The organism is Sphingobium sp. BHU LFT2 (genome assembly GCF_018604485.1).
In the GTDB taxonomy this organism is placed as follows: domain Bacteria; phylum Pseudomonadota; class Alphaproteobacteria; order Sphingomonadales; family Sphingomonadaceae; genus Sphingobium; species Sphingobium yanoikuyae_A.
The window spans coordinates 57,191-79,105 of sequence record NZ_JAFCGW010000004.1 but is presented as its reverse complement, the minus strand read 5'-3'; the positions used below and the strand labels follow the sequence as shown (position 1 = coordinate 79,105).

General features: G+C 64.8%; 20 protein-coding genes. 8 read left to right on the top strand and 12 right to left on the bottom strand.

Annotation, left to right across the window (positions count from 1 at the left end; translation table 11 throughout):
* Positions 1 to 25 precede the first annotated feature (25 nt).
* The 10 genes from JQK15_RS09825 to JQK15_RS09780 form a co-directional block, all read right to left on the bottom strand.
* The gene (locus JQK15_RS09825; RefSeq protein ID WP_214865250.1) at positions 26 to 973 is read right to left on the bottom strand and encodes a hemolysin family protein; all 948 of its coding nucleotides are present in this window, start codon (positions 971 to 973) and stop codon (positions 26 to 28) included.
* Positions 974 to 981: 8 nt separating this feature from the next.
* Positions 982 to 1,494 (bottom strand): rRNA maturation RNase YbeY, encoded by a 513-nt coding sequence (ybeY, locus tag JQK15_RS09820; RefSeq protein ID WP_214865248.1) that lies wholly within the window; start codon positions 1,492 to 1,494, stop codon positions 982 to 984.
* Between the two features lie 24 nt (positions 1,495 to 1,518).
* Entirely contained in the window at positions 1,519 to 2,520 is a 1,002-nt protein-coding gene (locus JQK15_RS09815; RefSeq protein WP_010336027.1) for a PhoH family protein, read from the bottom strand.
* 101 nt (positions 2,521 to 2,621) lie between these two features.
* Complete coding sequence (gene miaB / locus JQK15_RS09810; protein ID WP_214865245.1) at positions 2,622 to 3,986, bottom strand: tRNA (N6-isopentenyl adenosine(37)-C2)-methylthiotransferase MiaB; 1,365 nt, start codon at positions 3,984 to 3,986, stop codon at positions 2,622 to 2,624.
* A gap of 9 nt (positions 3,987 to 3,995) precedes the next feature.
* Positions 3,996 to 4,754 (bottom strand): lysophospholipid acyltransferase family protein, encoded by a 759-nt coding sequence (locus JQK15_RS09805; RefSeq protein WP_214865243.1) that lies wholly within the window; start codon positions 4,752 to 4,754, stop codon positions 3,996 to 3,998.
* Between the two features lie 4 nt (positions 4,755 to 4,758).
* Positions 4,759 to 5,181, bottom strand: a complete 423-nt coding sequence (locus JQK15_RS09800) for a Fur family transcriptional regulator (RefSeq protein ID WP_004207596.1) — start codon at positions 5,179 to 5,181, stop codon at positions 4,759 to 4,761.
* Positions 5,182 to 5,307: 126 nt separating this feature from the next.
* Positions 5,308 to 5,733, bottom strand: a complete 426-nt coding sequence (locus JQK15_RS09795; protein ID WP_004207595.1) for a Ros/MucR family transcriptional regulator — start codon at positions 5,731 to 5,733, stop codon at positions 5,308 to 5,310.
* Positions 5,734 to 5,844: 111 nt separating this feature from the next.
* On the bottom strand, positions 5,845 to 6,327 hold the full coding sequence (locus tag JQK15_RS09790) for a GNAT family N-acetyltransferase (protein WP_037511585.1): 483 nt from the start codon (positions 6,325 to 6,327) through the stop codon (positions 5,845 to 5,847).
* Complete coding sequence (gene tsaB / locus JQK15_RS09785) at positions 6,324 to 6,950, bottom strand: tRNA (adenosine(37)-N6)-threonylcarbamoyltransferase complex dimerization subunit type 1 TsaB (protein ID WP_214865241.1); 627 nt, start codon at positions 6,948 to 6,950, stop codon at positions 6,324 to 6,326. Before tsaB ends, JQK15_RS09790 begins: the two co-directional genes overlap by 4 nt.
* An 88-nt stretch (positions 6,951 to 7,038) precedes the next feature.
* Positions 7,039 to 7,617, bottom strand: coding sequence for a NifU family protein (locus JQK15_RS09780; RefSeq protein ID WP_214865239.1), 579 nt, complete (start codon positions 7,615 to 7,617; stop codon positions 7,039 to 7,041).
* A gap of 105 nt (positions 7,618 to 7,722) precedes the next feature.
* On the opposite strand from JQK15_RS09780, the gene JQK15_RS09775 reads away from it, so the two are divergent.
* From JQK15_RS09775 to JQK15_RS09765, 3 genes are all read left to right on the top strand, one after another.
* On the top strand, positions 7,723 to 8,193 hold the full coding sequence (locus tag JQK15_RS09775) for a pyridoxamine 5'-phosphate oxidase family protein (protein ID WP_125986702.1): 471 nt from the start codon (positions 7,723 to 7,725) through the stop codon (positions 8,191 to 8,193).
* 279 nt (positions 8,194 to 8,472) lie between these two features.
* Positions 8,473 to 9,903: a DEAD/DEAH box helicase gene (locus JQK15_RS09770; protein ID WP_004207589.1), complete on the top strand. Its 1,431-nt coding sequence runs from the start codon at positions 8,473 to 8,475 to the stop codon at positions 9,901 to 9,903.
* 205 nt (positions 9,904 to 10,108) lie between these two features.
* A complete protein-coding gene (locus tag JQK15_RS09765) occupies positions 10,109 to 13,006 on the top strand; it encodes a M16 family metallopeptidase (protein WP_214865237.1) in 2,898 nt (965 codons plus the stop codon).
* Positions 13,007 to 13,015: 9 nt separating this feature from the next.
* Here JQK15_RS09765 and JQK15_RS09760 read toward each other — a convergent pair whose 3' ends face one another.
* Positions 13,016 to 13,186 (bottom strand): hypothetical protein, encoded by a 171-nt coding sequence (locus JQK15_RS09760; protein WP_010336034.1) that lies wholly within the window; start codon positions 13,184 to 13,186, stop codon positions 13,016 to 13,018.
* A gap of 227 nt (positions 13,187 to 13,413) precedes the next feature.
* Between JQK15_RS09760 and JQK15_RS09755 the strand changes: the two genes are divergently transcribed.
* Positions 13,414 to 14,694 carry a Xaa-Pro dipeptidase gene (locus tag JQK15_RS09755; RefSeq protein WP_285236555.1) on the top strand — a complete coding sequence of 427 codons (1,281 nt, stop codon included), beginning with the start codon at positions 13,414 to 13,416 and terminating at the stop codon, positions 14,692 to 14,694.
* A 47-nt stretch (positions 14,695 to 14,741) separates the two neighbouring features.
* Here JQK15_RS09755 and JQK15_RS09750 read toward each other — a convergent pair whose 3' ends face one another.
* A complete protein-coding gene (locus JQK15_RS09750) occupies positions 14,742 to 15,329 on the bottom strand; it encodes a TetR/AcrR family transcriptional regulator (protein WP_004207585.1) in 588 nt (195 codons plus the stop codon).
* Between the two features lie 116 nt (positions 15,330 to 15,445).
* Here JQK15_RS09750 and JQK15_RS09745 point away from each other — a divergent pair, with 116 nt between their 5' ends.
* From JQK15_RS09745 to JQK15_RS09730, 4 genes are all read left to right on the top strand, one after another.
* Positions 15,446 to 16,654 (top strand): efflux RND transporter periplasmic adaptor subunit, encoded by a 1,209-nt coding sequence (locus JQK15_RS09745; protein WP_010336036.1) that lies wholly within the window; start codon positions 15,446 to 15,448, stop codon positions 16,652 to 16,654.
* Between the two features lie 3 nt (positions 16,655 to 16,657).
* Complete coding sequence (locus tag JQK15_RS09740; protein WP_004207583.1) at positions 16,658 to 19,837, top strand: efflux RND transporter permease subunit; 3,180 nt, start codon at positions 16,658 to 16,660, stop codon at positions 19,835 to 19,837.
* Positions 19,838 to 19,839: 2 nt separating this feature from the next.
* Positions 19,840 to 21,258: an efflux transporter outer membrane subunit gene (locus tag JQK15_RS09735; RefSeq protein WP_214865234.1), complete on the top strand. Its 1,419-nt coding sequence runs from the start codon at positions 19,840 to 19,842 to the stop codon at positions 21,256 to 21,258.
* A gap of 94 nt (positions 21,259 to 21,352) precedes the next feature.
* The gene (locus JQK15_RS09730; protein ID WP_214865232.1) at positions 21,353 to 21,892 is read left to right on the top strand and encodes a methylated-DNA--[protein]-cysteine S-methyltransferase; all 540 of its coding nucleotides are present in this window, start codon (positions 21,353 to 21,355) and stop codon (positions 21,890 to 21,892) included.
* Positions 21,893 to 21,915 lie beyond the last annotated feature (23 nt).

The window sequence follows — 21,915 nt, the reverse complement described above, 5'->3', positions numbered from 1 at the left end:
TGGGGGATGAAAAAGGAAGAGGCCCTCAAGCCTCTTCCGCTTCCAGTTCCTGCTCGACCGGCGGGTGGAGCCGCAGGCGGGTGACGCGGCGGCCGTCGCTGGCCAGGACTTCCAGTTTCCAGCCGCTCTGTTCGTGCGGGATGATCTCGCCCGGTTCGGGGACGCGGCCGGCGAGCACGAAGGCGAGGCCGCCCAGCGTGTCGACATCCTCCTCGATCTCGCCCAAACGCGGGTCGATTTCCTCGGCCACATCGTCCAGTTCGGCGCGGGCGTCGGCGTCCCACATGCCGCCTTCCAGCGGCACCAGCATCGCTTCGGGCGCGTCGTCATGCTCGTCCTCGACCTCGCCGACGATTTCCTCGACCAGATCCTCGAACGTCAGCAGGCCTTCGGTGCCCGAATATTCGTCCAGCACGATGGCGAGATGGGTGCGCTTGGCGCGCATTTCGGCGAGCAGATCGAGCGCGCCCATGCTTTCGGGCACATAGAGCGGCTGGCGGATCAGCGGCGCCAGCGTGTCGGGCACCGGCGCCTTGCCGGCGAGGATCGCGAAGGCATCGCGGATGTGGACCATGCCGACGATCGTATCGAGCGTCTCGCGATAGACCGGGATGCGGCTATGCCCGGCCTCGGCGAACAATTCTGCCAGTTCGGAAAAGCTCGCCTTTTCCTCGATCGCGACGATATCGGCGCGAGGCAGGGCGACGTCGTCGACCGTATGTTCTGAAAAATGCAGCAGGTTGCGGACCATCTGCCGCTCGATCGCGGACAGGTCGCCCTTGGCAGGCGGGGCCGCGCCCTCTTCCTGCTCTTCCTCATCATATTCGTCGAGCGCCTCTTCCAGTTCCTTGCGGAGGCTGGGGGCTTCATTCTCGCCGAACAGGAGCGACTTCAGGCCGCTCCATAAACCGCCCTCGTTACTACTGTCCGCTTCCTTCGAACCGGCGCTATCCTTCGGGCTGCCTTCAGCCATCTTACTTCCTATTCCCCTGTTTCTCGATCCCCGTAGGGATCAGCCAGACCAAGGCTGAGGAGCGCGCGGATTTCCAGCGCTTCCATCGCCTCGGCCTCATTGTCGTCCATATGGTCATATCCAAGCAAATGAAAAGTCCCGTGGACGATCAGATGCGTGGCATGATCGGCGACCGATATGCCCTTTTCGGCGGCTTCGGCGGCGCAGACCCCCTCGGCCAGCACGATATCGCCCAGCAGAACCTCGCCATCGTCGGTATTGGCCGTCACTTCCAGCAGGTCTTCCTGCACCATCGGGAAGGACAGGACGTTGGTCGGCTTGTCCTTCTCGCGATAGGCGCGGTTGAGCTGATGCACCTCATCGTCGTCGGTCAGCTTGACCGCGACTTCATAGAGGGTGGAGTCGGTCGCGAAGGCGGCATAGGGACTGTGCGCAATGGCGGCCGAAACCGCCTGTTGCGCGAGAAATTCCCAGTCCGGGCCGGGCCAGCCTTCTTCATGAAGGACAGCGACTTCGATCATATTGTTAAGATCCGTTGTGAAGATTTAGGCATCCGGCCCCTCATAGGCCTGGACGATGCGGCCGACCACCGGATGGCGGACGACGTCGCCAATGCCGAAGGGGACCATGGCGATGCCCTCGACCCCGTCCAGCCGCGCGACCGCGTCGGCCAGACCCGAAATGCCCGGCTGCGGCAGGTCGACCTGCTTGGGATCGCCGCAGATGACCATGCGGCTGCCTTCGCCAAAGCGGGTCAGGAACATCTTCATCTGGGCGATGGTGGTGTTCTGCGCCTCGTCCAGCACGATGAAGGCATTGGCGAGCGTCCGGCCGCGCATGAAGGCGAGCGGCGCGATCTCGATCTCGCCGCTGGCGATCCGCCGTTCGACCTGTTCGGCCGGCAGCGTGTCGTGCAGCGCGTCGTAGATCGGCCGCAGATAGGGATCGACCTTTTCCTTCATGTCGCCGGGCAGGAAGCCGAGCTTCTCGCCCGCCTCGACGGCGGGACGGGAGAGGATCAGGCGGTCGACGCTGCCGGTGATGAGCTGGCTGACCGCCTGGGCGACCGCCAGATAGGTCTTGCCGGTGCCTGCCGGGCCAAGCGCGAAGATGATGTCGTTCCGGGTCAGCGCCTCCATATAGGCGACCTGAGTGGCGGAGCGCGGGACGATCGTCTTCTTGCGGGTGCGGATCATCACCTTGGGCGGTTCGGCGACGTCATGGCGGATGATGCCATCCAGCGTCGGTTCGGCCGACATGGCGATCACGGCTTCCACCGCGCCATTGTCGATTTCCTGCCCGGCGACGATGCGGTTGTAGAGGCCGGTCATCACATCGCGGGCGCGGGCAGCGGCTTCGGCCTCGCCCTCGATCTGCAGCTTGTTGCCACGCGCGGCGATATAGACGCCGAGCCGGTTCTCGATCGCGACCAGATTCTGATCATATTGGCCGAACAGCGCACCCAGAAGATGCGGTTTCTCGAACGTCACTTCCAGGCGCGCGCGCTCGGCAATGTCGGTGCGGGGATGGTGCGGTTTCTTGCCCATTCAAAAGCCTCCCTGGCTCGTCATGCATCTCGTAAGGACCGGCAGGCGCCGTGGGTCGGGGAGATGGCTTCCCGGCTGTGCGGGAATGACGAGGCTTTGGTTCAAGCGGCTTTCCTCCTGCTGATTTCGCCGGCCAGGCTGTTCGGGCCGGCGCTGATGATATCGACATCGACCATGTCGCCAATGCCATATTCGGGCGCGGTGACATGGACGGATTGCAGCCAGGGCGTCTTGCCGATCAGCTGGCCGGGATAGCGGCCCTTGCGTTCGAGCAGGATGCTGGTGGTGCGGCCCACCGTGGCGGCGTTGAAATCGACCTGATGGCGATTGATCGCGGCCTGCAGCCGGGCCAGCCGTTCGTCCATCACCGCCGCCGGGATCTGGTGATCCATGTCCGCCGCCGGCGTGCCGGGGCGGGGGCTGTATTTGAAGGAATAGCATTGCGCGTAGCGCACTTGGTCGACGATCTTGAGAGTATCTTCGAACTCTGCGTCGCTCTCGCCGGGGAAGCCGACGATGAAATCGCCCGACAGGGCGATGTCCGGCCGGGCCTCGCGCACGCGTTCGATGATGCGCAGATAGCTGTCCACGCTGTGGCTGCGGTTCATTGCCTTCAAAATGCGGTCATTGCCCGATTGCACCGGCAGGTGGAGGAAGGGCATCAGCTTGGGTTCGTCGCCATGGGCGGCGATCAGGCCATCGCTCATGTCGTTGGGGTGGCTGGTGGTGTAACGGATACGCTCCAGCCCGCCCAGCTTCGCCAGTTCGCGGGCCAGGCCGTCCATGCCTTGCATCCGGCCCCGATCATCTTCGCCGGTCCAGGCGTTGACGTTCTGGCCGAGCAGGGTGATCTCGCGCACGCCGCCATCGACCAGCGCCCTGGCCTCGTCCAGGATCGCGGTCCAGCTGCGGCTGATTTCCGCGCCGCGGGTATAGGGCACGACGCAATAGGTGCAGAATTTGTCGCAGCCTTCCATGATCGTCAGGAAGGCGGTCGGCCGGGCCTGCTTGGTGCGGCCGGGCAGGGCGGCGAACTTGGAATTGGCCGGCATGTCGGTGTCGACAGCCTCCTCGCCGCGCTGCGCCTTGCCAATCAGGTCGGGCAGGCGGTGATAGGCTTGCGGGCCGACGACGATATCGACATTGCGGGCGCGACGCTGGATCTCGCCACCTTCGGCCTGGGCGACGCAGCCGGCGACGGCGATCATCGGGCGCGTGCCATCCTCGCGGGTCAGGCGGCCAATGTCGGAATAGACCTTGTCCACCGCCTTTTCGCGGATGTGGCAGGTGTTGAGAATGACGAGGTCTGCCTCTGCGCCATCGGCAGCAGCGGTCATGCCGCGCTCGCCCAGCATTTCGGCCATGCGTTCGCCATCATAGACGTTCATCTGGCAGCCGAAGGATTTGACCTGGAAGGTGGCCGGGCCCTTGCCGGCTTTATGTTCGGGGGCGTCGTTACGATTCATGCCGTCCAGCTATACAGGCGCTTGGCCCGAAGAGGAAGGTGGCAGGTGCGCGGCAATGCTCGCGGCGATCCGCTGGTGCGCGGTGGCGGCCAATATCTTGCGATCGGCGCAACTTGCCGGGTCGAACGGCTCCAGGAACCGGATGATGACGGGCAGGTTGCCCTTGCGCTCAAGCAGCCGCTTCGCATTGGCGCCGGCGGGCTCGTCGCCATGCCAGGCGATTTCCGCCGTGGCGGCGCCATAATCGATATGGACCGGCTGGATCATCACCGCGCGGGGCGGCGGCATCAGCACAGCGAGCAGCGAGGGTTTGAAGGGCAGAAGGCCACTGCCATCGCTGGTCGTGCCTTCCGGGAAAAGCGCGACCGGCTGATGGCCGGCGAGCGCGGCGCGCAACGCATCGAGCTGGCCCGACAGGCTGCCGCGCTTCTCGCGCGAGACGAACAAAGTGTTGTTCTGGGCCGCGAGCCAGCCGATCACCGGCCAGCTGGCAATGCCGTCATGGGCAACAAACGCGGCACCGGTCGCGTCGGCCAGGGCGAGAATGTCGATCCAGCTGACATGATTGGCGACCAGGAACATGTCGCTGTCGACCGGGCGACCTTCCACCCGGACGCTGGCGCCGACCGAGCGGGCCGCCATCCCCAGGAAGCGGCGTGGCCAGGGGGATGGACGGCGAAGCAGGCGCCACAAGAGGTGCGGGGGCAGGCAGAGCAGCAGGCTGCCCAGCAGGGCGGCGATGCGGCCTGCCCGGCGCAGTGGCGCCAAGGCGTCAGTCCTTGCGGTCGAGGGCGACGCCGTACAGTTCCATGCGGTGGTCGACCAGGCGGAAGCCGAGCTTTTCGGCGATCTGCTTCTGCAGCAGTTCCAGCTCGGGATCGACGAACTCGATGACGTTGCCGGTTTCGACGTCGATCAGATGGTCGTGATGCGATTCCGGGGCGGCTTCGTAGCGGGCGCGGCCGTCACCAAAATCGTGGCGCTCCAGAATGCCGGCTTCCTCGAACAGGCGCACGGTGCGGTAGACGGTGGCGATCGAGATGCCCGGATCGATGGTGGACGCGCGCTTGTGCAGTTCCTCGACATCGGGGTGATCGGTCGCGTCGCTCAGCACTTGGGCGATGACCCGGCGCTGTTCGGTGATGCGCAGGCCCTTCTCGTGGCAAAGGGCTTCGACGTCGATCTTGCGGTTCATGCGGGGGGCTGGCTCGCTTCAAAAATGGAAAAGTCGGACATTGCCTAGCCGCTTTTGTTCCAACGGAAAAGGGGCGCATCGTCGATGCGCCCCTTTCGCAATAGGTAAATGCCGAAGTTGTGGGGCTTATTTGCCGCCACGGGTCCGGCGGCGCTTGGTGCCCAAACCAATCTTCTTGGCCAGCGAGCGGCGCTGTTCGGCATAATTGGGGGCGACCATCGGGTAATCGGCCGGCAGGCCCCACTTGGCGCGATAATCTTCGGGCGTCATCTGATAATGGGTCATCAGGTGACGCTTGAGCATCTTCAGCTTCTTACCGTCTTCCAGACAGATGATGTAATCCGGCTTGATCGATGCGCGCACCGAAACAGCCGGTTCCGGCTTGACTTCGGGGGCGGGCGCCGGGGTCGAAAGACCGGTCAGCGCGGCATGAACATTCTGGATCAGGGTTGCGACGTCGGAAACAGCAACACTGTTGTTCGAGACATGCGCAGCGACAATGTCGGAGGTCAGAGTGACGAGCAGTTCGCTCTGTGCCGATTCGTTTTCCATTTTTCTTGGTTCCTGCAAAGGCTTCTATTGTGCGACCCGCCTGAGGAAATGGATTCAGAGCGGTATATCTTGGCTAGACCCTGTGGCCTGCCTTCGCAAGAGAAGATTGCCTTAAACAAGCATGTCGATGCGAAAACTCAAAGCGTCATGAAGCTTTCCATCATTGCCTCGATAGTAACCGGGGCGACGATGTACATATTCGAAACCAATAGTCTCATAAAGTTTGACCGCCATGTTCGATGCGCGGACTTCCAGGTTCATCGACGTGATGCCACGGCGACGCGCCAGCGTCAGGCTGTGTCCCAGCAGGGACCGGCCGATGCCACGGCCACGCCACAGCGGATCGACCGCCAGCAGCAGCAGTTCGCATTCATCCAGTACCGAGCGGACCAGGGCGAAGCCGAGCGGGGCCGCATCGACATGGGCGATGGTCAGCCAGGTGCCCGGCATGGTCATGACCCCCGACAATTGGGGCAGGGTCCAGGCCTCGCCGAACAGCGGGTCGAAGGCGCGGGTCATCACTTCCATGGCGTCGGCGAGCGCATTGCGCTCGCCCTCATCATAGGTGTCGAGCGTCAGGCCGGCGGGGATCATGAAGCGGCGCGCTCCGCGATCGTCTTGGCGTCGGCCTCGCGGCCATAGAGCGGGGAGGGGGCAAGTGGCGGCAGCTCTGCGATCAGGCTGTAGCGCGCGGCTTCGGGATAGAGGGCTATTGCGGTGCCGTCGCCGCGTGCGGTGACCAGCGCCTCGGCGCCGGTGCCGTAAAATTGCGCCATGTCCAGCTGGGTCGCGAGCGTGACGATCGGCGTGGAGGCGGGCTGGGTCGTTGCGGTGCGGCCATCGGTCTCGAACAATTGCCAGAAGAGTTCGCCATGGCCGCCGGTGATGGTGACCGCGACCGGGCCGCCCCGATGGTCAACGGCCGCCATCGCGGCGATCAGCGAAAAGGCGCTATAGCCATGGAGCGGCACCGACCAGGCGAGCGCCAAGGCGCGGGCAGCGGCGATGCCGATGCGCACGCCGGTGAAGCTGCCCGGCCCGACATCGACCGCGATCGCATCGGCGCGCCCGCCATCGGGCAGCGCGGCGATCGCAGGCAGCAGCGCCTCGGCATGGCCGCGGCCGACGATTTCATGAAAATGGCCGATTGGCTGGCCGTCTTCCAGCAGCGCAACGGACAGCGCCTGTGTGGCGGTGTCGATGACCAATATGCGCAAATTCACTCCCCCGAAGCCGCGGTGCCGATATGGATAAGGCTGCGGTTAATCGATCCGGGGCGATTTGCCAAATCCGGTCATCGCAGCGTCAGACCGCGCGGACTTCCGTCACTTCCGGCACATAATGCTTGAGCAACTGCTCGATGCCGTTCTTGAGCGTGGCGGAGGAGGAGGGGCAGCCGGCGCAGGCGCCCTGCATGCGCAGATAAACGGTGCCCTTGTCGAAGCCGCGATAGATGATGTCGCCGCCGTCATTGGCCACGGCCGGGCGCACGCGGGTTTCGATCAGATCCTTGATCTGGTCGACGATCTCGGCATCTTCCGGATCGTCGGTGAAAGCCTCTTCCTCGGCCGGGACGCTGAAGCCTGCGGCGCTGCCGGCGGCGAACAGCGGCATGTTCGCCGAGAAATGATCGAGCAGGATCGAGAGAATTTCCGGCTTCACGTCGCTCCACTCGGCGCCCGGCGCGATCGTCACCGAAATGAAATCGGCGCCGAAGAAGACACCGGTCACGTCACCCAGGCCGAACAGCGCATCAGCCAGCGGCGAGACTTCCGCCTCTTCGGGGCTGGCGAAGTCGCGGGTGCCCGCGGCGCCCATGACGGCCTGGCCGGGGAGGAATTTGACGGTCGCCGGATTGGGCGTGAGTTCGGTCTCGATCAGCATGGCCGCTATGTGGCGACGTGCGCGCGCGAGATCAAGCGGTCAAACGGAACTTCGGCGGCGTCGGGCCATTTCCTTTGGTGAAGCCCCAGATAAGGAGATGGAAAGATGAGCGACGACAAGGATATTCGCGAACGTTTCTGGACGGATCTGTCGAGCAGCCCGTTCCTGATGGTGGGGTTGCAGGATGCCCATGCGCACAGCGTGCCGATGACCGCGCAGCTGGACAAGGATGCCGATCATTGCTTCTGGTTCTACACCAGTCGCGACAATCGGCTGGCGCCCGGCGGCCCGGCGATGGCGCAGTTCGCGGCGAAGGATCATTATCTGTTCGCCTGCATCAACGGCACGCTGGTGCCGGAGACCGACGAGGCGGTGATCGACCGTTATTGGTCGAAGCAGGTCGAGGCCTGGTATCCGGGCGGACGGCAGGATCCCAACCTGCTGATGCTGCGCTTTGACCTTGGCACGGCGGAGATCTGGCGCGCCGATCTGTCGATCGGCGGGGTGTTCAAGATGATGTTCGGCGGCGATGTCCGGGCGGAGTTGCGCGATAAGCATGCCGAGGTCAGCCTCTAAAGGACTGGTATGATGTTGGGCGGCCGCGGGCGAAATCCCGTGGCCGCTTGCTTTTCGGCGGCATTTGCCCCATATGTGCGGCAGCGCAGCATGGCCCTTGGGGCCCGATAGCGATTGGCAGCGTGATCGTTCCCGGCTCTGACAGGCCCTGGGAACCGGCCAATGACAGTCTGCGCCAAGCTTGAGGCTTCCCTATTCACGCGGGTCGTTTCCTAACCCGCCTTGCGCCCTTGCTGCGTCCGCAGACAGGTTGGCGCCCGGCCGACTTGTGAGTTTCTCATGCATTTCAATGAACTTGGTCTTTCCGAGCCGATCATCAAGGCGCTTACCGCCAAGAAATATGCCGAGCCGACGCCGATCCAGCAAAAGGCCATTCCGGTCCTGCTGGAAGGCCGCGACCTGTGCGGCATCGCCCAGACGGGCACCGGCAAGACCGCAGCCTTTGCGCTGCCCAGCCTCGACTATTTCGCGCGCAACCCCAAGCCGACGCCGATCAAGGGCTGTCGCATGCTGGTGCTGTCGCCGACCCGCGAACTGGCCGCCCAGATCGCCCAGAGCTTCCGCGACTATGGCCGCTTCCTGCGCCTGTCGGTGGAAACCGTGTTCGGCGGCGTGCCGGTCAACAAGCAGATCCGTGCCCTGTCGGCCGGCGTCGACATCGTCGTCGCCACCCCCGGCCGCCTGCTCGACCTGATCGACCAGCGCGCCTTCACCATCAAGGACACGGAAATCTTCGTCCTCGACGAGGCCGACCAGATGATGGACATGGGCTTCATCCATCCCCTGAAGCGCATTGCCAAGCTGCTGCCGCGCGATCGCCAGAACCTGTTCTTCTCGGCCACCATGCCTAAGGAGATCGAGGCGCTGGCCGGCCAGTTCCTCAATGATCCGGTCAAGGTCAGCGTCGCGCCGCAGTCGACCACGGCTGAGCGCGTCCGCCAGCAGTTGACCTTCGTCAACCAGGCGGAGAAGCAGGCGCTGCTGCATATCGTGCTGAAGACCGAGGAGATTGACCGCGCGCTGATCTTCACCCGCACCAAGCATGGCGCCGACCGCGTCGTGCGCTTCCTGGAGGGCGCGGGCATCCAGGCCTTCGCGATCCATGGCAACAAGAGCCAGGCACAGCGCACCACCGCGCTGCAGGCGTTCCGCCACGGCCATTGCAAGCTGCTGGTCGCGACCGACATCGCCGCGCGCGGCATCGACGTGTCGGGCGTGTCCCACGTCATCAACTTCGAAATCCCGAACGTGCCGGAACAATATGTCCACCGCATCGGCCGGACGGCGCGTGCCGGCGCGGACGGCATCGCCATCAGCTTCGTGGCGGATGATGAACGGCCTTATCTGAAGGCGATCGAGCGGGCGACCAAGGTGAAGCCCGAGATCGTGCCCCTGCCGGAGAATTTCCTGGAGGCCGTGCGCAACCTTCCCAAGCCCGCGCCGCAGCGCAAGGGGCCGAGCCAGAGCCCGGCCCAGCAGGCCAAGCGCGCCGAAGGCCAGCGTCGCTATCAGGAAGGGCAGAAGGCCCAGCGCGGCGCGCCCGACAAGGCTCGCCGTGGTGAAGGGGGGCATCGTGGCGAGGGCGCGCATCGTGGCGAGGGCGATGGTGCCGGCGCCAAGAAGAATTTCCGTCGTCGTCGCGGTGGCGGCGGTGGCGCCGTCGGCACGCACAAGGGCGCGGTCCAGCGCACCGGCGCACCGCGCGGCTAATGGCTAAGGGGTTCCGGGCGCTCCCCCATGGAGCGTCCGGGGCGCCCCGCTCTGGCGCGTGCCATTTTGCGCGCGCCATATTTCCATTATCGGATCGTGTGGGGCGCAAAGCCGGTTCTCACTTCTGTGCGCGATGCTCCGATGCCGCGGCGTGACCATCTTTGTCAGTGGTCATTCAGGAAAATGCCGTTAGGCTCCCATGCCTATGCGTTTGACCTCTCGCCGTTCGGCCGCTTCGCTCACCATTCTTGCCCTGCTTCTGTCGGGCTCTCCCCTGCCGCTGGCGGCAAGGACCGATACTTCGGTCGCCGGGGCAAAGGCTGCGCCGGGCGGCAGCCAGGCGGATATCCGCCCCTGGCTCTACGAAAATAGTGACGTGCCGATCGACACGGCGTGGCGGTTCGGCACGCTGTCCAACGGGCTGCGCTATGCCATCCGCCGTAACGGCGTGCCGCCAGGGCAGGTGTCGATCCGCCTGCGCATCGACGCCGGATCGCTGATGGAGCGGCCCGATGAGCAGGGCTATGCCCATTTCATGGAACATCTGTCGATGCGCGGGTCGCGCCATGTGCCCGATGGCGAATCGAAGCGCATCTGGCAGCGGCTGGGCGTAACCTTCGGCAGCGACAGCAATGCCGCGACCACGCCGACCGGCACCACCTATGCGCTCGACCTGCCCCAGGCCAATCAGACGAGCCTTGGCGAAAGCCTGAAAATCCTGGCCGGCATGATGACCGACCCCAATATCGTCGACAGCGCGGTCGATGCCGAGCGGGCGGTGGTGCTGGCCGAACGGCGCGAGAGCGACGGGCCGCAGATGCGCATTTCCGATGCCAGCCGCCAGCATTTCTTCGCCGGCCAGGCCTTGGCCGACCATGCGCCGATCGGCACGGTCGCGACGCTCAACGCGGTGACCGCGGCCAAGGCCGAAGCCTTCCACCAGCGCTGGTATCGCCCGGAAAACACGGTGATCGCGATTGCCGGCGATATCGACCCGGCGCTGGCCGAACAATTGCTCAAGGATAATTTTGCCAGCTGGCAGGATAGCGGCAAGGGCGCCGAGCAGCCCGATTTCGGAGAACCGGACGCCAAGGCGCCGGCTACCCGCGTCGTGGTGGAACCGGGCTCGCCGACGGGCCTCACCATGGCCTGGTTGCGTCCGTGGAAGCCGCATGCCGACACGATCGTCTATAATCAGGACAAGCTGACCGACATGCTGGCGCTGCAGATCGTCAGCCGGCGGCTGGAGCAGGCGGCACGGGCAGGGGGCAGCTTCCTGGCGGCGGGTGTCGATCAGCAGGATATCAGCCGGTCGGCCGACGGTACCTTCATCACCATCACGCCCACCGGCGAAAATTGGGAGAAGGCGCTGGCCGATGTGCGCGCGATCATCGAGGATGCCAAGGCCGCGCCGCCGACCCAGCAGGAAATCGACCGCGAATATGCGCAGCTTGACACGGCGCTGGCGATCCAGGTCGAAAATGCCGACACGGAGGCCGGGGCGAAGCAGGCGAGCGATCTGGTGAGCGCGGTGGACATTCGCGAAACCACGGTCAGCCCGCAGGCCGCGCTCGACATCTTCCGCTCCGGCAAGCCGGCGATGACGCCGCAGAAGATACTGGATTGCACCCGCCGCCTCTTTTCCGCCGGGGTGTTCCGGGCGATGCTGATCACCGGCAAGGTCGAGGCGGGGCAGGACCAGAAGCTGGCTGCTGCGCTCGCTGCGCCGGTCAAGGCGGCGACCAATGCCCGCCTGGCCGACAAGGCGGTGACGATGGACGACCTGCCCAAATTCGGTGCGCCCGCGACCGTCGTGTCGCGCACGCCGGTGGGGTTGCAGGGCATGGAGAGCATCACCTTCTCCAATGGCGTCAAGCTGACCCTGTTCGCCAATGATGCGGAAACCGAGAAGGTGCGCATCAATGTCCGCTTCGGTCATGGCCAGCAGGCCTTCTCGCCGACCAAGCCGGTGGCAAGCTGGGCCGGCGATTATGCGCTGGTGGCCAGCGGCATCGGCAAGCTGGGCCAGCGGGAGCTGGACGACCTGACCAATGGCCGGCGCATGGGCATGCAGTTTTCGACCAACGATGACGCGTTCGAATTGCAGGCGGTGACGCGCCCGGCCGATTACAAGGACCAGTTGCGCCTGTTCGCCGCCAAACTGTACCAGCCCGGCTGGGATCCCGCGCCGATCGCGCGGGTGAAGACCGGCGCCTCGGTCGCTTATGACGCGATGTCGCGCGCGCCCGATGGCGTGCTGGGGCGCGACCTCAACTGGCTGCTGCATGACAAGGATGTGCGGTTCCGCACCCCGTCCAAGGCGGAAATCAACGCGCTGACGCCCGAAAGCTTCCGCCAGACCTGGGAGCCGATCCTGGCTTCGGGGCCGATCGAGATCCAGATTTTCGGCCAGGTGAAGGCCGAAGAAGCGATCCAGGCCGTGGCGGCGACCTTTGGCGCGATGCCGGCCCGCCCGGACGTGCCGGTGCCGGCTGCGAACAAGGTGCAGCGTTTCCCTGCCCATGTCGAACAGCCGGTCATCCTGCGCCATGATGGCGACAAGGAGCAGGCAGCCGCCGTCATGGCCTGGCCGACCTCGGGCGGCTTTGCGCTGACCAGGGAGGCGCGCCAGCTCGAAATCCTGACCCAGATCTTCAATGACCGGTTGTTCGACAAGCTGCGCTCGACCGAGGGCGCGGCCTATTCGCCCAGCGTGCAGAATAGCTGGCCCTTCTCCTATGACAGTGGCGGCTATATCTTGGTGACGAGCCAGGTGCGGCCTGACCGGGTCAATTATTTCTACAGCGTCGTGAAGGAAACGGCGGCCGATCTGGCGAAGACGCCGATCAGCGCCGACGAACTGCAACGGGCGGTGGCGCCGATGCGGCAGTTGCTGATGCGCGCCAGCACCGGCAATGCCTTCTGGATGGGGCAGATGGAGGGATCGACCCATGATCCCCGCTATGTGCAGGCGATGCAGACCATGAGCCAGGATCTGCTCAACGTCACGCCGGCCGACATCCAGGCGCTGGCCACCAAATATCTGGTGCCGGGCAAGAGCTGGTCGGCAGTGGTGCTGCCTCAGGGCGTCGCCGCCAAATAGGCGGTTGGATCAGGCGGAGGCGGCTTGCGCGTCCTCCGCCTGCAGCAATTGCTCGTAGAGCCGCGCATATTCCAGATGCATGTTGCGGAGCGCCGGTGTGGCCGATCGCGCCGCCAACTGGCGATTGCGGTCGCGTCGCTGCTCGAAATAGGCGCGGCCGAAATTCGCTTCCAGATCCATGAAATACCTCCCTCGATTGACCCTCCAATGGGCGGGGCGCCAACAGGTTGCGGGCAGCGCAGCGGCTTGCGGTGGACGGGGGTGAAACAGGGGCGGGTGGCGCGATGCCGCCATCCATCTTTGCCCTTGATGCTGGCGGGCTTTGGTCGCTAGGTCAGGGGCTTGGGGCAATGATGATCCGGCCATACGCGGCCCTGACATCGATCGCCCAAGGGGATTTGCATCGCATGTTGAAGACTGTCCGGGCATCGGCCATGGCCACCACCATCCTGTTGTTGCTGGCTGCCGCGCCGGCGCTTGCCGAGCAGGTGGTCGTCACCGCGGACCATATGGTCGATGTGCTGGCCGGCAAGACGGTCGATCATCCGGCCATCTTCATCACCGATGGTCGCATTACCGGCATCGCCGACGCCCGGACCGTGCGCTGGGGCAGCGACGTTCGGCATATCGACCTGTCGGGCAAGACCATCCTGCCGGGCCTGATCGACATGCACGTCCATTTGACCAGCCTGGCGGAAGTAGGCGGCTATCAGGGGCTGCGTTACACCGACAGTTTCTGGACGGCCGTGGGCGTCAAGAATGCGCGCATCACGCTGAAGGCCGGCTTTACCACGGTGCGCAATGTCGGTTCGGCCGATTTTGCCGATGTGGGCCTCAAGCAGGCGATCGAGGAGGGGCAGATTGTCGGGCCGCGGATCATTCCGGCCGGCTATGCAATCGGTGCGACCGGCGGCCATTGCGATGGCGGTGGCCTGCCGCCATCGATGGATCGCAAGGAACCCTCGGTGGTCGACAGCCCGCAGGAAGGCCGCGCCAAGGTGCGCTGGCTGCACAAATATGGCGCGCGCGTCATCAAGATCTGTGCGACCGGCGGCGTCTTCTCGCTGGGCGACGCGGTCGGCGCCCAGCAACTGAGCTTTGACGAGATGAAGGCGATTGCCGACGAGGCGCATATGCTGGGCCTCAAGGTCGCGGCCCATGCCCATGGCAATGACGGTATCCGCACCGCGATCGAAGCCGGGATCGACACGATCGAACATTGCAGCCTGGCCGATGACGAGACGATCAAGCTGGCGGCCAGCAAGAAGACCTGGTTCGACATGGATATCTATAATGACGATTATATCCTGGCGACGGGCACGGCCAATGGCACCGAGCAGGAAAGCCTGGACAAGGAAAAGCTGATCGGCCGGTTGCAACGCGAAACCTTCCGCAAGGCGGTGAAGGCGGGCGTGCCGATGCTGTTCGGCACCGATGCCGGCGTCTATCCCCATGGCGACAATGGCAAGCAGTTCGCCAAGATGGTCGAATGGGGCATGACGCCGATGCAGGCGATCCAGGCGGCGACCGTCAGCGGCGCCAAGGCGCTGGGCTGGGAAGCCGATGTCGGCGCGATCGCCGTCGGCCGCTATGGCGACATCGTTGCAGTGCAGGGTGATCCGCTCAAGGACGTCACCTTGCTGCAGCATGTCAGCGACGTGGTGAAGGGCGGCGAACTGGTGGAGTGATCCGCCGCTGCCGGTTCACGATCGGCGTGAACCGGCTTTCGCTGCGATCAGCGCACGGCCTTCAGGCCTGCCACGATCATCTGGGCGGCGCGCCGGGCTGACGCCTCCGGGCTGAGATTGGGGCGCGACAGGCTGCGATGGCCCAGGCCGAACATGCAGGCCAGGATCATCTCCTCCGCGCCGTCCAGCGCCTCGCCCGAAAGCTCCGGATTGGCGGCGCAGGCAAAGTCGCGAATATCGTCGCGGAAGCGGCCGCACATGGTGCCGATCATCTCACCGACCGTCGGATTGCGGAAGCTTTCGGCCAGGATGTCGAACGACAGTGCCTCATCCTTTTCGTCAATGACGTGCAGCATCAGTTGCTCGAACGTATCGTCGATGCTCAACTCGCCACTGTCGAGTCGTTTGCGCAGGATATCAACGTCCTCCGCCCACTGATCGGCGTCGGCATGGACGATAGCCTCGATGATATCTTCCTTTCCTTTGAAAAGCCGATATATTTGCCCCACTGATACCTGTGCGGCGGAAGCGAGTTCGGCCATGGACGTCTGGTGGAAACCATGGCTGTTGAACAGGTCTCGCGCCGCTGCAAGTACACGGTCGCGACTGCTTTTTTCATGCTGCGCTGCAACCATTTTACCCTCGGAAAATTGTTTTTCTCTTGAATTCCCTCTGACAGCTTCTTAGGTGCGCGGCAAGCGGAATGAACGTTCATTCCGGTCCTGCGATATTTATCGGATTGGGAAAATTGATGCAAAAGGGGAACTTCTTCGGATTGCTGGCCTGTGTTTCGGCCCTTGCGCTGAGCGCTTGCGGTCAGGAAGCGCCGCCCGCGCCGCCGCCGCCGAGCGTGGGCGTGGTGACGCTCAAGACCGAGTCGGCACCGTTGCTGAACGAACTGCCGGGCCGCATCTCGGCCTTTGAAACGGCCGAAGTCCGGCCGCAGATCAGCGGCGTGATCCGCCGCCGCCTGTTTACCGAAGGCGGCAATGTCCAGGCCGGGCAATTGCTCTACGAGATTGAGGACGCGCCCTATCGCGCGGCGCTCGCCCAGGCTCAGGGCTCGTTGGCCAATGCCCAGGCGGCGATCCGCTCGACCGGGCTGCAGGCCCAGCGCTACAAGGATCTGGTCGGCATCAACGCCGTGTCGAAGCAGGAATATGATGACGCGGCGGCTGCGGCCCAGCAGGCGCGTGCCAATGTTGCGGCGCAACAGGGCGCGGTGCAGGCGGCGCAGGTGAACCAGAATTTCACCCGCATCCGCGCGCCGATTTCGGGCCGTATCGGCCGTTCGCTGTTGACGCCGGGCGCACTGGTCCAGACCGGCCAGGCCGATCCGCTGACCACCATCCAGCGCACCGACCGCGTCTATGTCGACGTGACCCAGTCGGCCGCGCAGATCATCGACCTCAAGCAGGCGATGAAGGCTGGCGGTATCAGCGAGGCGCAGGGCGCCCGCATCCAACTGATCCTGCCCAATGGCAGCGTCTATCCGGGTGAAGGCCGCTTGCAATTTGCCGATGTGACGGTGGATTCCAGCTCGGGCGCGGTTACGCTGCGTGCGATCTTCCCCAACGCTGACGGCCTGTTGCTGCCGGGCATGTATGTCCGCGCCAAGCTGATCGAGGGTGAGCGCACCCAGGCGATCCTGGCCCCGCAGCAGGGCATTTCGCGCGACGCGCGCGGCCGGGCTACGGCGATGGTCGTGGGCAAGGACAACAAGGTCGAGATGCGCCAGGTCACCGTCGATCGCGCGATCGGCGACAAGTGGATCGTCACCAGCGGCCTGAAGCCGGGTGATCAGCTGATCGTCGAGGGGCTGGTCAATCTGCGCCCCGGCACGGTGGTGAAGCCCGGCGCGCCGCAGCAGGTGACCGCGCCTGAAGGCGGCGCTGCCGCCCAGGGCGGCGCGAAGCCGGCCGCTGCACAAGGCGCGTCGAACGCGGGCGAGGCGCACTAAGCCATGGCCCGCTATTTTATCGACAGGCCCATCTTCGCATGGGTCATCGCCATCGTCATCATGCTGGCGGGCCTGCTCGCGATCCGGTCGCTGCCGGTCGCGCAGTTCCCGGAAATCGCCCCGCCGGCGGTGACGATCCAGACCACCTATCCCGGTGCCAACGCCCAGACGCTGGAAAGCACGACGACGCAGATCATCGAGCAACAGCTTAAGGGCATCGACAATCTGCGCTATTTCTCGTCCACCAGCGACGGTTCGGGCAATCTGAACATCACCCTGACCTTCGAGCAGGGCACCGATCCTGACATCGCGCAGGTGCAGGTGCAGAACAAGCTGTCGCAGGCGACCCCCCTGTTGCCGCAGGAAGTGCAGCAGCAGGGCCTGCGCGTGGGCAAGTCCACGTCCAGCTTCCTGCTCATCATGGCGGCCTATTCCGACGACGGCATCCATGACCAGGAAGACGCGGCGGACTTCATCGCGTCCAGCCTCCAGGATCCGCTGAGCCGCGTCACCGGCGTTGGCGATACCCAGCTGTTCGGTTCGCAATATGCGATGCGCATCTGGCTCGACCCCTACAAGATGGCCAATCTGGGCGTGACCACCGGCGACGTGAAGTCGGCGATCACCGCGCAGAATGCCCAGGTGTCGGCCGGCCAGATCGGTGGTTCGCCTTCGCCCAAGGGCCAGGCGCTCAACGCCACCGTCACGGCCCAGTCGCGCCTGCGCACGCCGGAGGAATTCCAGAATATCCGCCTGCGCAGCAACAGCGACGGTTCGGTCGTGCTGATGAAGGATGTCGCCAAGGTCGAACTGGGCGCGGAAACCTATGGTTTCGGCGTGAAGTTCAACGGCCATCCGGCATCGGGCTTCGGCATCAAGCTGGCACCGGGCGCGAACGCGCTCGACACGGTGGAAGCGGTCAAGGCGCGCGTCGACCAGCTGTCGAAGAATTTCCCCAGCTGGGTCAAATATGACTTCCCGGTCGACAACTCGACCTTCGTCAAGCTGTCGGTGGAGCAGGTGGTCCATACCCTGTTCGAAGCCGTGCTGCTGGTGTTCGTCGTCATGTTCCTGTTCCTGCAGAACTGGCGTGCGACGCTGATCCCGACGATCGCGGTGCCGGTGGTTCTGCTGGGCGCGCTGGCGATCCTCAGCGCAGCCGGCTTCACCATCAACACCCTGACCCTGTTCGGCATGGTGCTGGCGATCGGCCTGCTGGTCGACGACGCGATCGTCGTCGTCGAGAACGTCGAACGTCTGATCCAGGATGAAGGGCTCAGCCCCAAGGAAGCGGCCAAGAAGTCGATGGACGAGATCAGCGGCGCGCTGATCGGCATCGGCCTGGTGCTGTCGGCGGTGTTCCTGCCGATGGCCTTCTTCGGCGGCTCGACCGGCGTCATCTTCCGCCAGTTCTCGATCACCATCGTGTCGTCGATGATCCTGTCGGTGCTGGTCGCGTTGATCCTGACCCCGGCGCTCTGCGCCACCATCCTCAAGCCCGCCTCGCACGGGCATAGCTGGAACGGGCCGATCGGTTCGATCCTCGGCCGCTTCTTCGACTGGTTCAACCGCACCTTCGACAAGGGCGTGGTGCGCTATGGCAAGGGCGTCGAGAAGGTCGAGCGCAGCTGGGTTCGGACCATGCTGGTCTATGGCCTGGTGGTGGTCGGCATGGCCTTCATCTTCCTGCGCCTGCCCAGCGGCTTCCTGCCGGACGAGGACCAGGGCATCATCATCAACCAGGTGTCGCTGCCCGCGGGCACGACGCTGGAAGAGACCGAGCGGGCCCTCGCCCGGATGCGCGACCATTATCTGGTCGACGAGAAGAAGAATGTCTCGGCCGTGTTCACGGTCGCCGGCTTCGGCTTCGTGGGCCAGGGCCAGAATGTCGGCATCGTCTTTGCCCGCATGAAGGACTGGCATGAACGGTCGGGTGCGGACAATCGCGTGCCCGCGATCGCCCTGCGCGCCAATATGGCGTTCCAGAAGATCTCGTCGGGCATGGCCTTCGCCTTCGTGCCGCCGGCCGTGCAAGAACTGGGCAATGCGTCCGGTTTCGATTTCCAGCTGCTCGATCAGGCCAATCTTGGTCATGAGAAGCTGTTGGAGGCCCGCAACCAGTTGCTGGGCATGGCGATGGGCGACAAGCGCCTGGCGCAGGTCCGTCCCAATGGCCTGGAAGATACGCCGCAGCTGAAGCTGAATGTCGATCAGGCCGCAGCCGGTGCGCTGGGCATCGCCCAGTCGGACGTCAATGACACGATCAGCACCAATCTGGGCGGATCCTATGTCAACGACTTCATCGACCGCGACCGCGTGAAGCGCGTCTATGTCCAGGCGGATGCACCGTTCCGCACCTCGGCCGACGCGATCAACGCCTATCATGTGCGTGGCAGCACGGGCGTGATGGCGCCGCTCTCCGCCTTCTCCACCACGGAATGGGTCCAGGGCCCGGCCCGTCTGGAGCGCTATAATGGCGTGCCGTCGATGAACATCCAGGGCGCCCCCGCACCCGGCGTGTCGAGCGGTACCGCGATGCAGGCGATGGAAGAGTTCGCGGCCAAGCTGCCGGCCGGTATCGGCTATGCCTGGAACGGCATTTCCTATGAGGAACAGACCTCCGGTGGACAGGCGCCCTATGTCTATGCGCTCTCGATGCTGATTGTCTTCCTCTGCCTGGCTGCGCTGTATGAAAGCTGGTCGGTGCCGATCGCGGTCATGCTGGTCGTGCCGCTCGGCGTGCTCGGCGCGGTGATCGCGGCGACGCTGGCGGGCCTCAACAACGACATCTATCTGCAGGTGGGCCTGATCACGACCATCGGCGTGTCGGCGAAGAACGCGATCCTGATCGTGGAATTTGCCGAAGAGAAGATGCGCGAAGGGCTGCCGCCCGCCAAGGCGGCGCTGGAAGCGGGCAAGCTGCGTCTGCGGCCGATCCTGATGACCAGCTTCGCCTTCATCTTCGGCGTGCTGCCGCTGGCCGTGTCCAAGGGCGCGGGCGCGGGTGGCCAGAACGCCATCGGCTGGGCCGTGGTCGGCGGCATGCTGTCCGCCACCGTCCTCGCCATCTTCTTCGTGCCGGTCTTCTTCACCGTGGTGAAGCGGTTGTTCCGCGAACATCATGAAGGGGAAGAACAGCGTAACGCCGACGGCGAAACGCCGAACGCACCGCAGGAGGCATAAGAATGTTGCGTAATATCAAAGCAATGTCGGTCGCCTCTTTGGCGCTGACGCTGGCCGCCTGTGACATGGCGCCCAAATATGCCCGCCCCGAACTGCCGGTGCCGCAGGCCAGCCCCCAAGGGCCGGCCTATGCGGCCGCGGCGGACGGCGGCGCGGCGATCGTGCCGGCCGATACCGCCTGGCGCGATTTCTTCACCGACCCGCGCCTGGTGCGGGTGATCGAGACGAGCCTCGCCAACAATCGCGATCTCCGGATCGCGGTCGCCAATGTGGAGCAGGCACGGGCGCAATATAAGGTGCAGCGGGCCGATCTGTTGCCGACCGTCGGGGCCACCGGCACGGCGACCTATTCGGAACAGCCGCTGGTCCAGTTCGGCCAGAGCCAGCGGCTCAACACCGACGTCTATCAGGCGCAGGTCGGCATCTCCGCCTGGGAAATCGACCTGTTCGGCCGGGTGCGCAACCTGACAAAGGCGGCGCAGGAGCAATATTTCGCCTCGGTCGAAAACCGCAATGCGGCCCAGACCGCATTGGTGGCGGAAGTGGCGACGGCCTGGGTGAACATGGCCGCCGATCAGGAATTGCTGTCGATCGCACGGACGCTGGCGACCGCGTTTAAGGAGACGCTGGACCTCAACAAGGCCCGCTTCGACAAGGGCATCGCGTCCGAACTGGAAGTGCGCGAGGCACAGACCAGCTATGACCAGGCGCGGGCCGCCATCGCCAGCGCCACCACGCTGGTCGCGCAGGACCAGAATGCGCTGAACCTGCTGGCGGGCACGACGCTCGGCAGCGAGGATCTGCCCTCGGCCCTGCCGGAAGGCCATGTCACGCTCGACAATCTTCCGGCGGAACTGCCCTCGACCCTGTTGCTGCGCCGGCCCGACATCGCGTCGGCCGAGCATCAACTGATCGCGGCCAACGCCAATATCGGTGCGGCGCGGGCGGCCTTCTTCCCGCAGCTGTCGCTGACGGCGGCGCTGGGCACGGTCAGCCTTGGCCTGTCCGGCCTGTTCAAGTCGGGCAGCGATACCTGGTCGGTGGCGCCCAGTGCGACCCTGCCGATCTTCGACTTCGGCCGGAACAAGGGTAATCTGCGTTACGCCAGGGCGACCTATGACGCGATGCTGGCCACCTATGAAAAGAGCGTGCAGACCGGCTTCCGCGAAGTCGCCGATGCGCTCGCCCGGCGTGGCACGATGACCGATCAGGTCGAGGCGCAGACCTCGCAACGCGATGCTGCGCGCAAGGCCTATGACCTGACGCAGGCCCGCTTCCGCGCGGGTGTCGACGGCTTCCTGCCGACCCTGGTGTCGCAGCGGACCCTGTCGAGCGCGGAACAGAGCCTGGTATCGACCCGGCTGGCACGGCTCACCAACATGATCGAGCTGTATCGCGCCATGGGCGGTGGCCTGAAATGATGCGGCCTGCCGCTTGCGGACTTTGACCGCAAGCGGCAGGAAGCGGGGGCGGGGATCATCGCCTATCTCCAGCGATGACGCATGGAGGATGACGATGACCCTGGCCTGTATGACGATGCCCTCGCCGGTCGGCGACCTGACCCTGGTCGCGAGTGACGAAGGACTGATGGCGGTCCTGTGGCCCGACGATGATCCCGCCCGCGTCCGCCTGGGCGCCCGGTCCGAAGCAACCGACCATCCGGTGCTGCGCGAGACGGCCTCCCAGCTATCGGAATATTTCGCCGGCCAGCGGCAGCATTTCTCCGTCCCGCTGCATTTTCAGGGCACGGATTTCCAGCGCCAGGTCTGGGCTGCGCTGCTCGACATCCCGTTCGGCGAGACGCGCAGCTATGCCGACATCGCCCGCGCCATCGGCCGCCCGACCGCGACCCGTGCCGTTGGCGCTGCCAATGGCCGCAACCCGATCTCGATCATCGCGCCATGCCACCGGGTGGTCGGCAGCAACGGCGCGCTCACCGGCTTTGCCGGCGGCGTCGAGACCAAGAAATATCTGCTCGACCTGGAGCAGGGCGGGGACAATCTTTTTTCGTTCGCGCCAATGCCGCTTGCCGATGCCGGAGCGAGATCGGTTTAGGCCGCCTCGTCATCATGCGTTGA

Coding starts and splice junctions, on each gene's coding strand:
- JQK15_RS09735 (WP_214865234.1), top strand. CDS start 19,840: ATGTTGCGTAATATCAAAGCAATGTCGGTCGCCTCTTTGGCGCTGACG.
- JQK15_RS09740 (WP_004207583.1), top strand. CDS start 16,658: ATGGCCCGCTATTTTATCGACAGGCCCATCTTCGCATGGGTCATCGCC.
- JQK15_RS09730 (WP_214865232.1), top strand. CDS start 21,353: ATGACCCTGGCCTGTATGACGATGCCCTCGCCGGTCGGCGACCTGACC.
- JQK15_RS09750 (WP_004207585.1), bottom strand. CDS start 15,329: ATGGTTGCAGCGCAGCATGAAAAAAGCAGTCGCGACCGTGTACTTGCA.
- JQK15_RS09795 (WP_004207595.1), bottom strand. CDS start 5,733: ATGGAAAACGAATCGGCACAGAGCGAACTGCTCGTCACTCTGACCTCC.
- JQK15_RS09745 (WP_010336036.1), top strand. CDS start 15,446: ATGCAAAAGGGGAACTTCTTCGGATTGCTGGCCTGTGTTTCGGCCCTT.
- JQK15_RS09760 (WP_010336034.1), bottom strand. CDS start 13,186: ATGGATCTGGAAGCGAATTTCGGCCGCGCCTATTTCGAGCAGCGACGC.
- miaB (WP_214865245.1), bottom strand. CDS start 3,986: ATGAATCGTAACGACGCCCCCGAACATAAAGCCGGCAAGGGCCCGGCC.
- JQK15_RS09790 (WP_037511585.1), bottom strand. CDS start 6,327: ATGATCCCCGCCGGCCTGACGCTCGACACCTATGATGAGGGCGAGCGC.
- JQK15_RS09800 (WP_004207596.1), bottom strand. CDS start 5,181: ATGAACCGCAAGATCGACGTCGAAGCCCTTTGCCACGAGAAGGGCCTG.
- JQK15_RS09770 (WP_004207589.1), top strand. CDS start 8,473: ATGCATTTCAATGAACTTGGTCTTTCCGAGCCGATCATCAAGGCGCTT.
- ybeY (WP_214865248.1), bottom strand. CDS start 1,494: ATGATCGAAGTCGCTGTCCTTCATGAAGAAGGCTGGCCCGGCCCGGAC.
- JQK15_RS09815 (WP_010336027.1), bottom strand. CDS start 2,520: ATGGGCAAGAAACCGCACCATCCCCGCACCGACATTGCCGAGCGCGCG.
- JQK15_RS09765 (WP_214865237.1), top strand. CDS start 10,109: ATGCGTTTGACCTCTCGCCGTTCGGCCGCTTCGCTCACCATTCTTGCC.
- JQK15_RS09780 (WP_214865239.1), bottom strand. CDS start 7,617: ATGCTGATCGAGACCGAACTCACGCCCAATCCGGCGACCGTCAAATTC.
- JQK15_RS09755 (WP_285236555.1), top strand. CDS start 13,414: ATGTTGAAGACTGTCCGGGCATCGGCCATGGCCACCACCATCCTGTTG.
- JQK15_RS09775 (WP_125986702.1), top strand. CDS start 7,723: ATGAGCGACGACAAGGATATTCGCGAACGTTTCTGGACGGATCTGTCG.
- JQK15_RS09825 (WP_214865250.1), bottom strand. CDS start 973: ATGGCTGAAGGCAGCCCGAAGGATAGCGCCGGTTCGAAGGAAGCGGAC.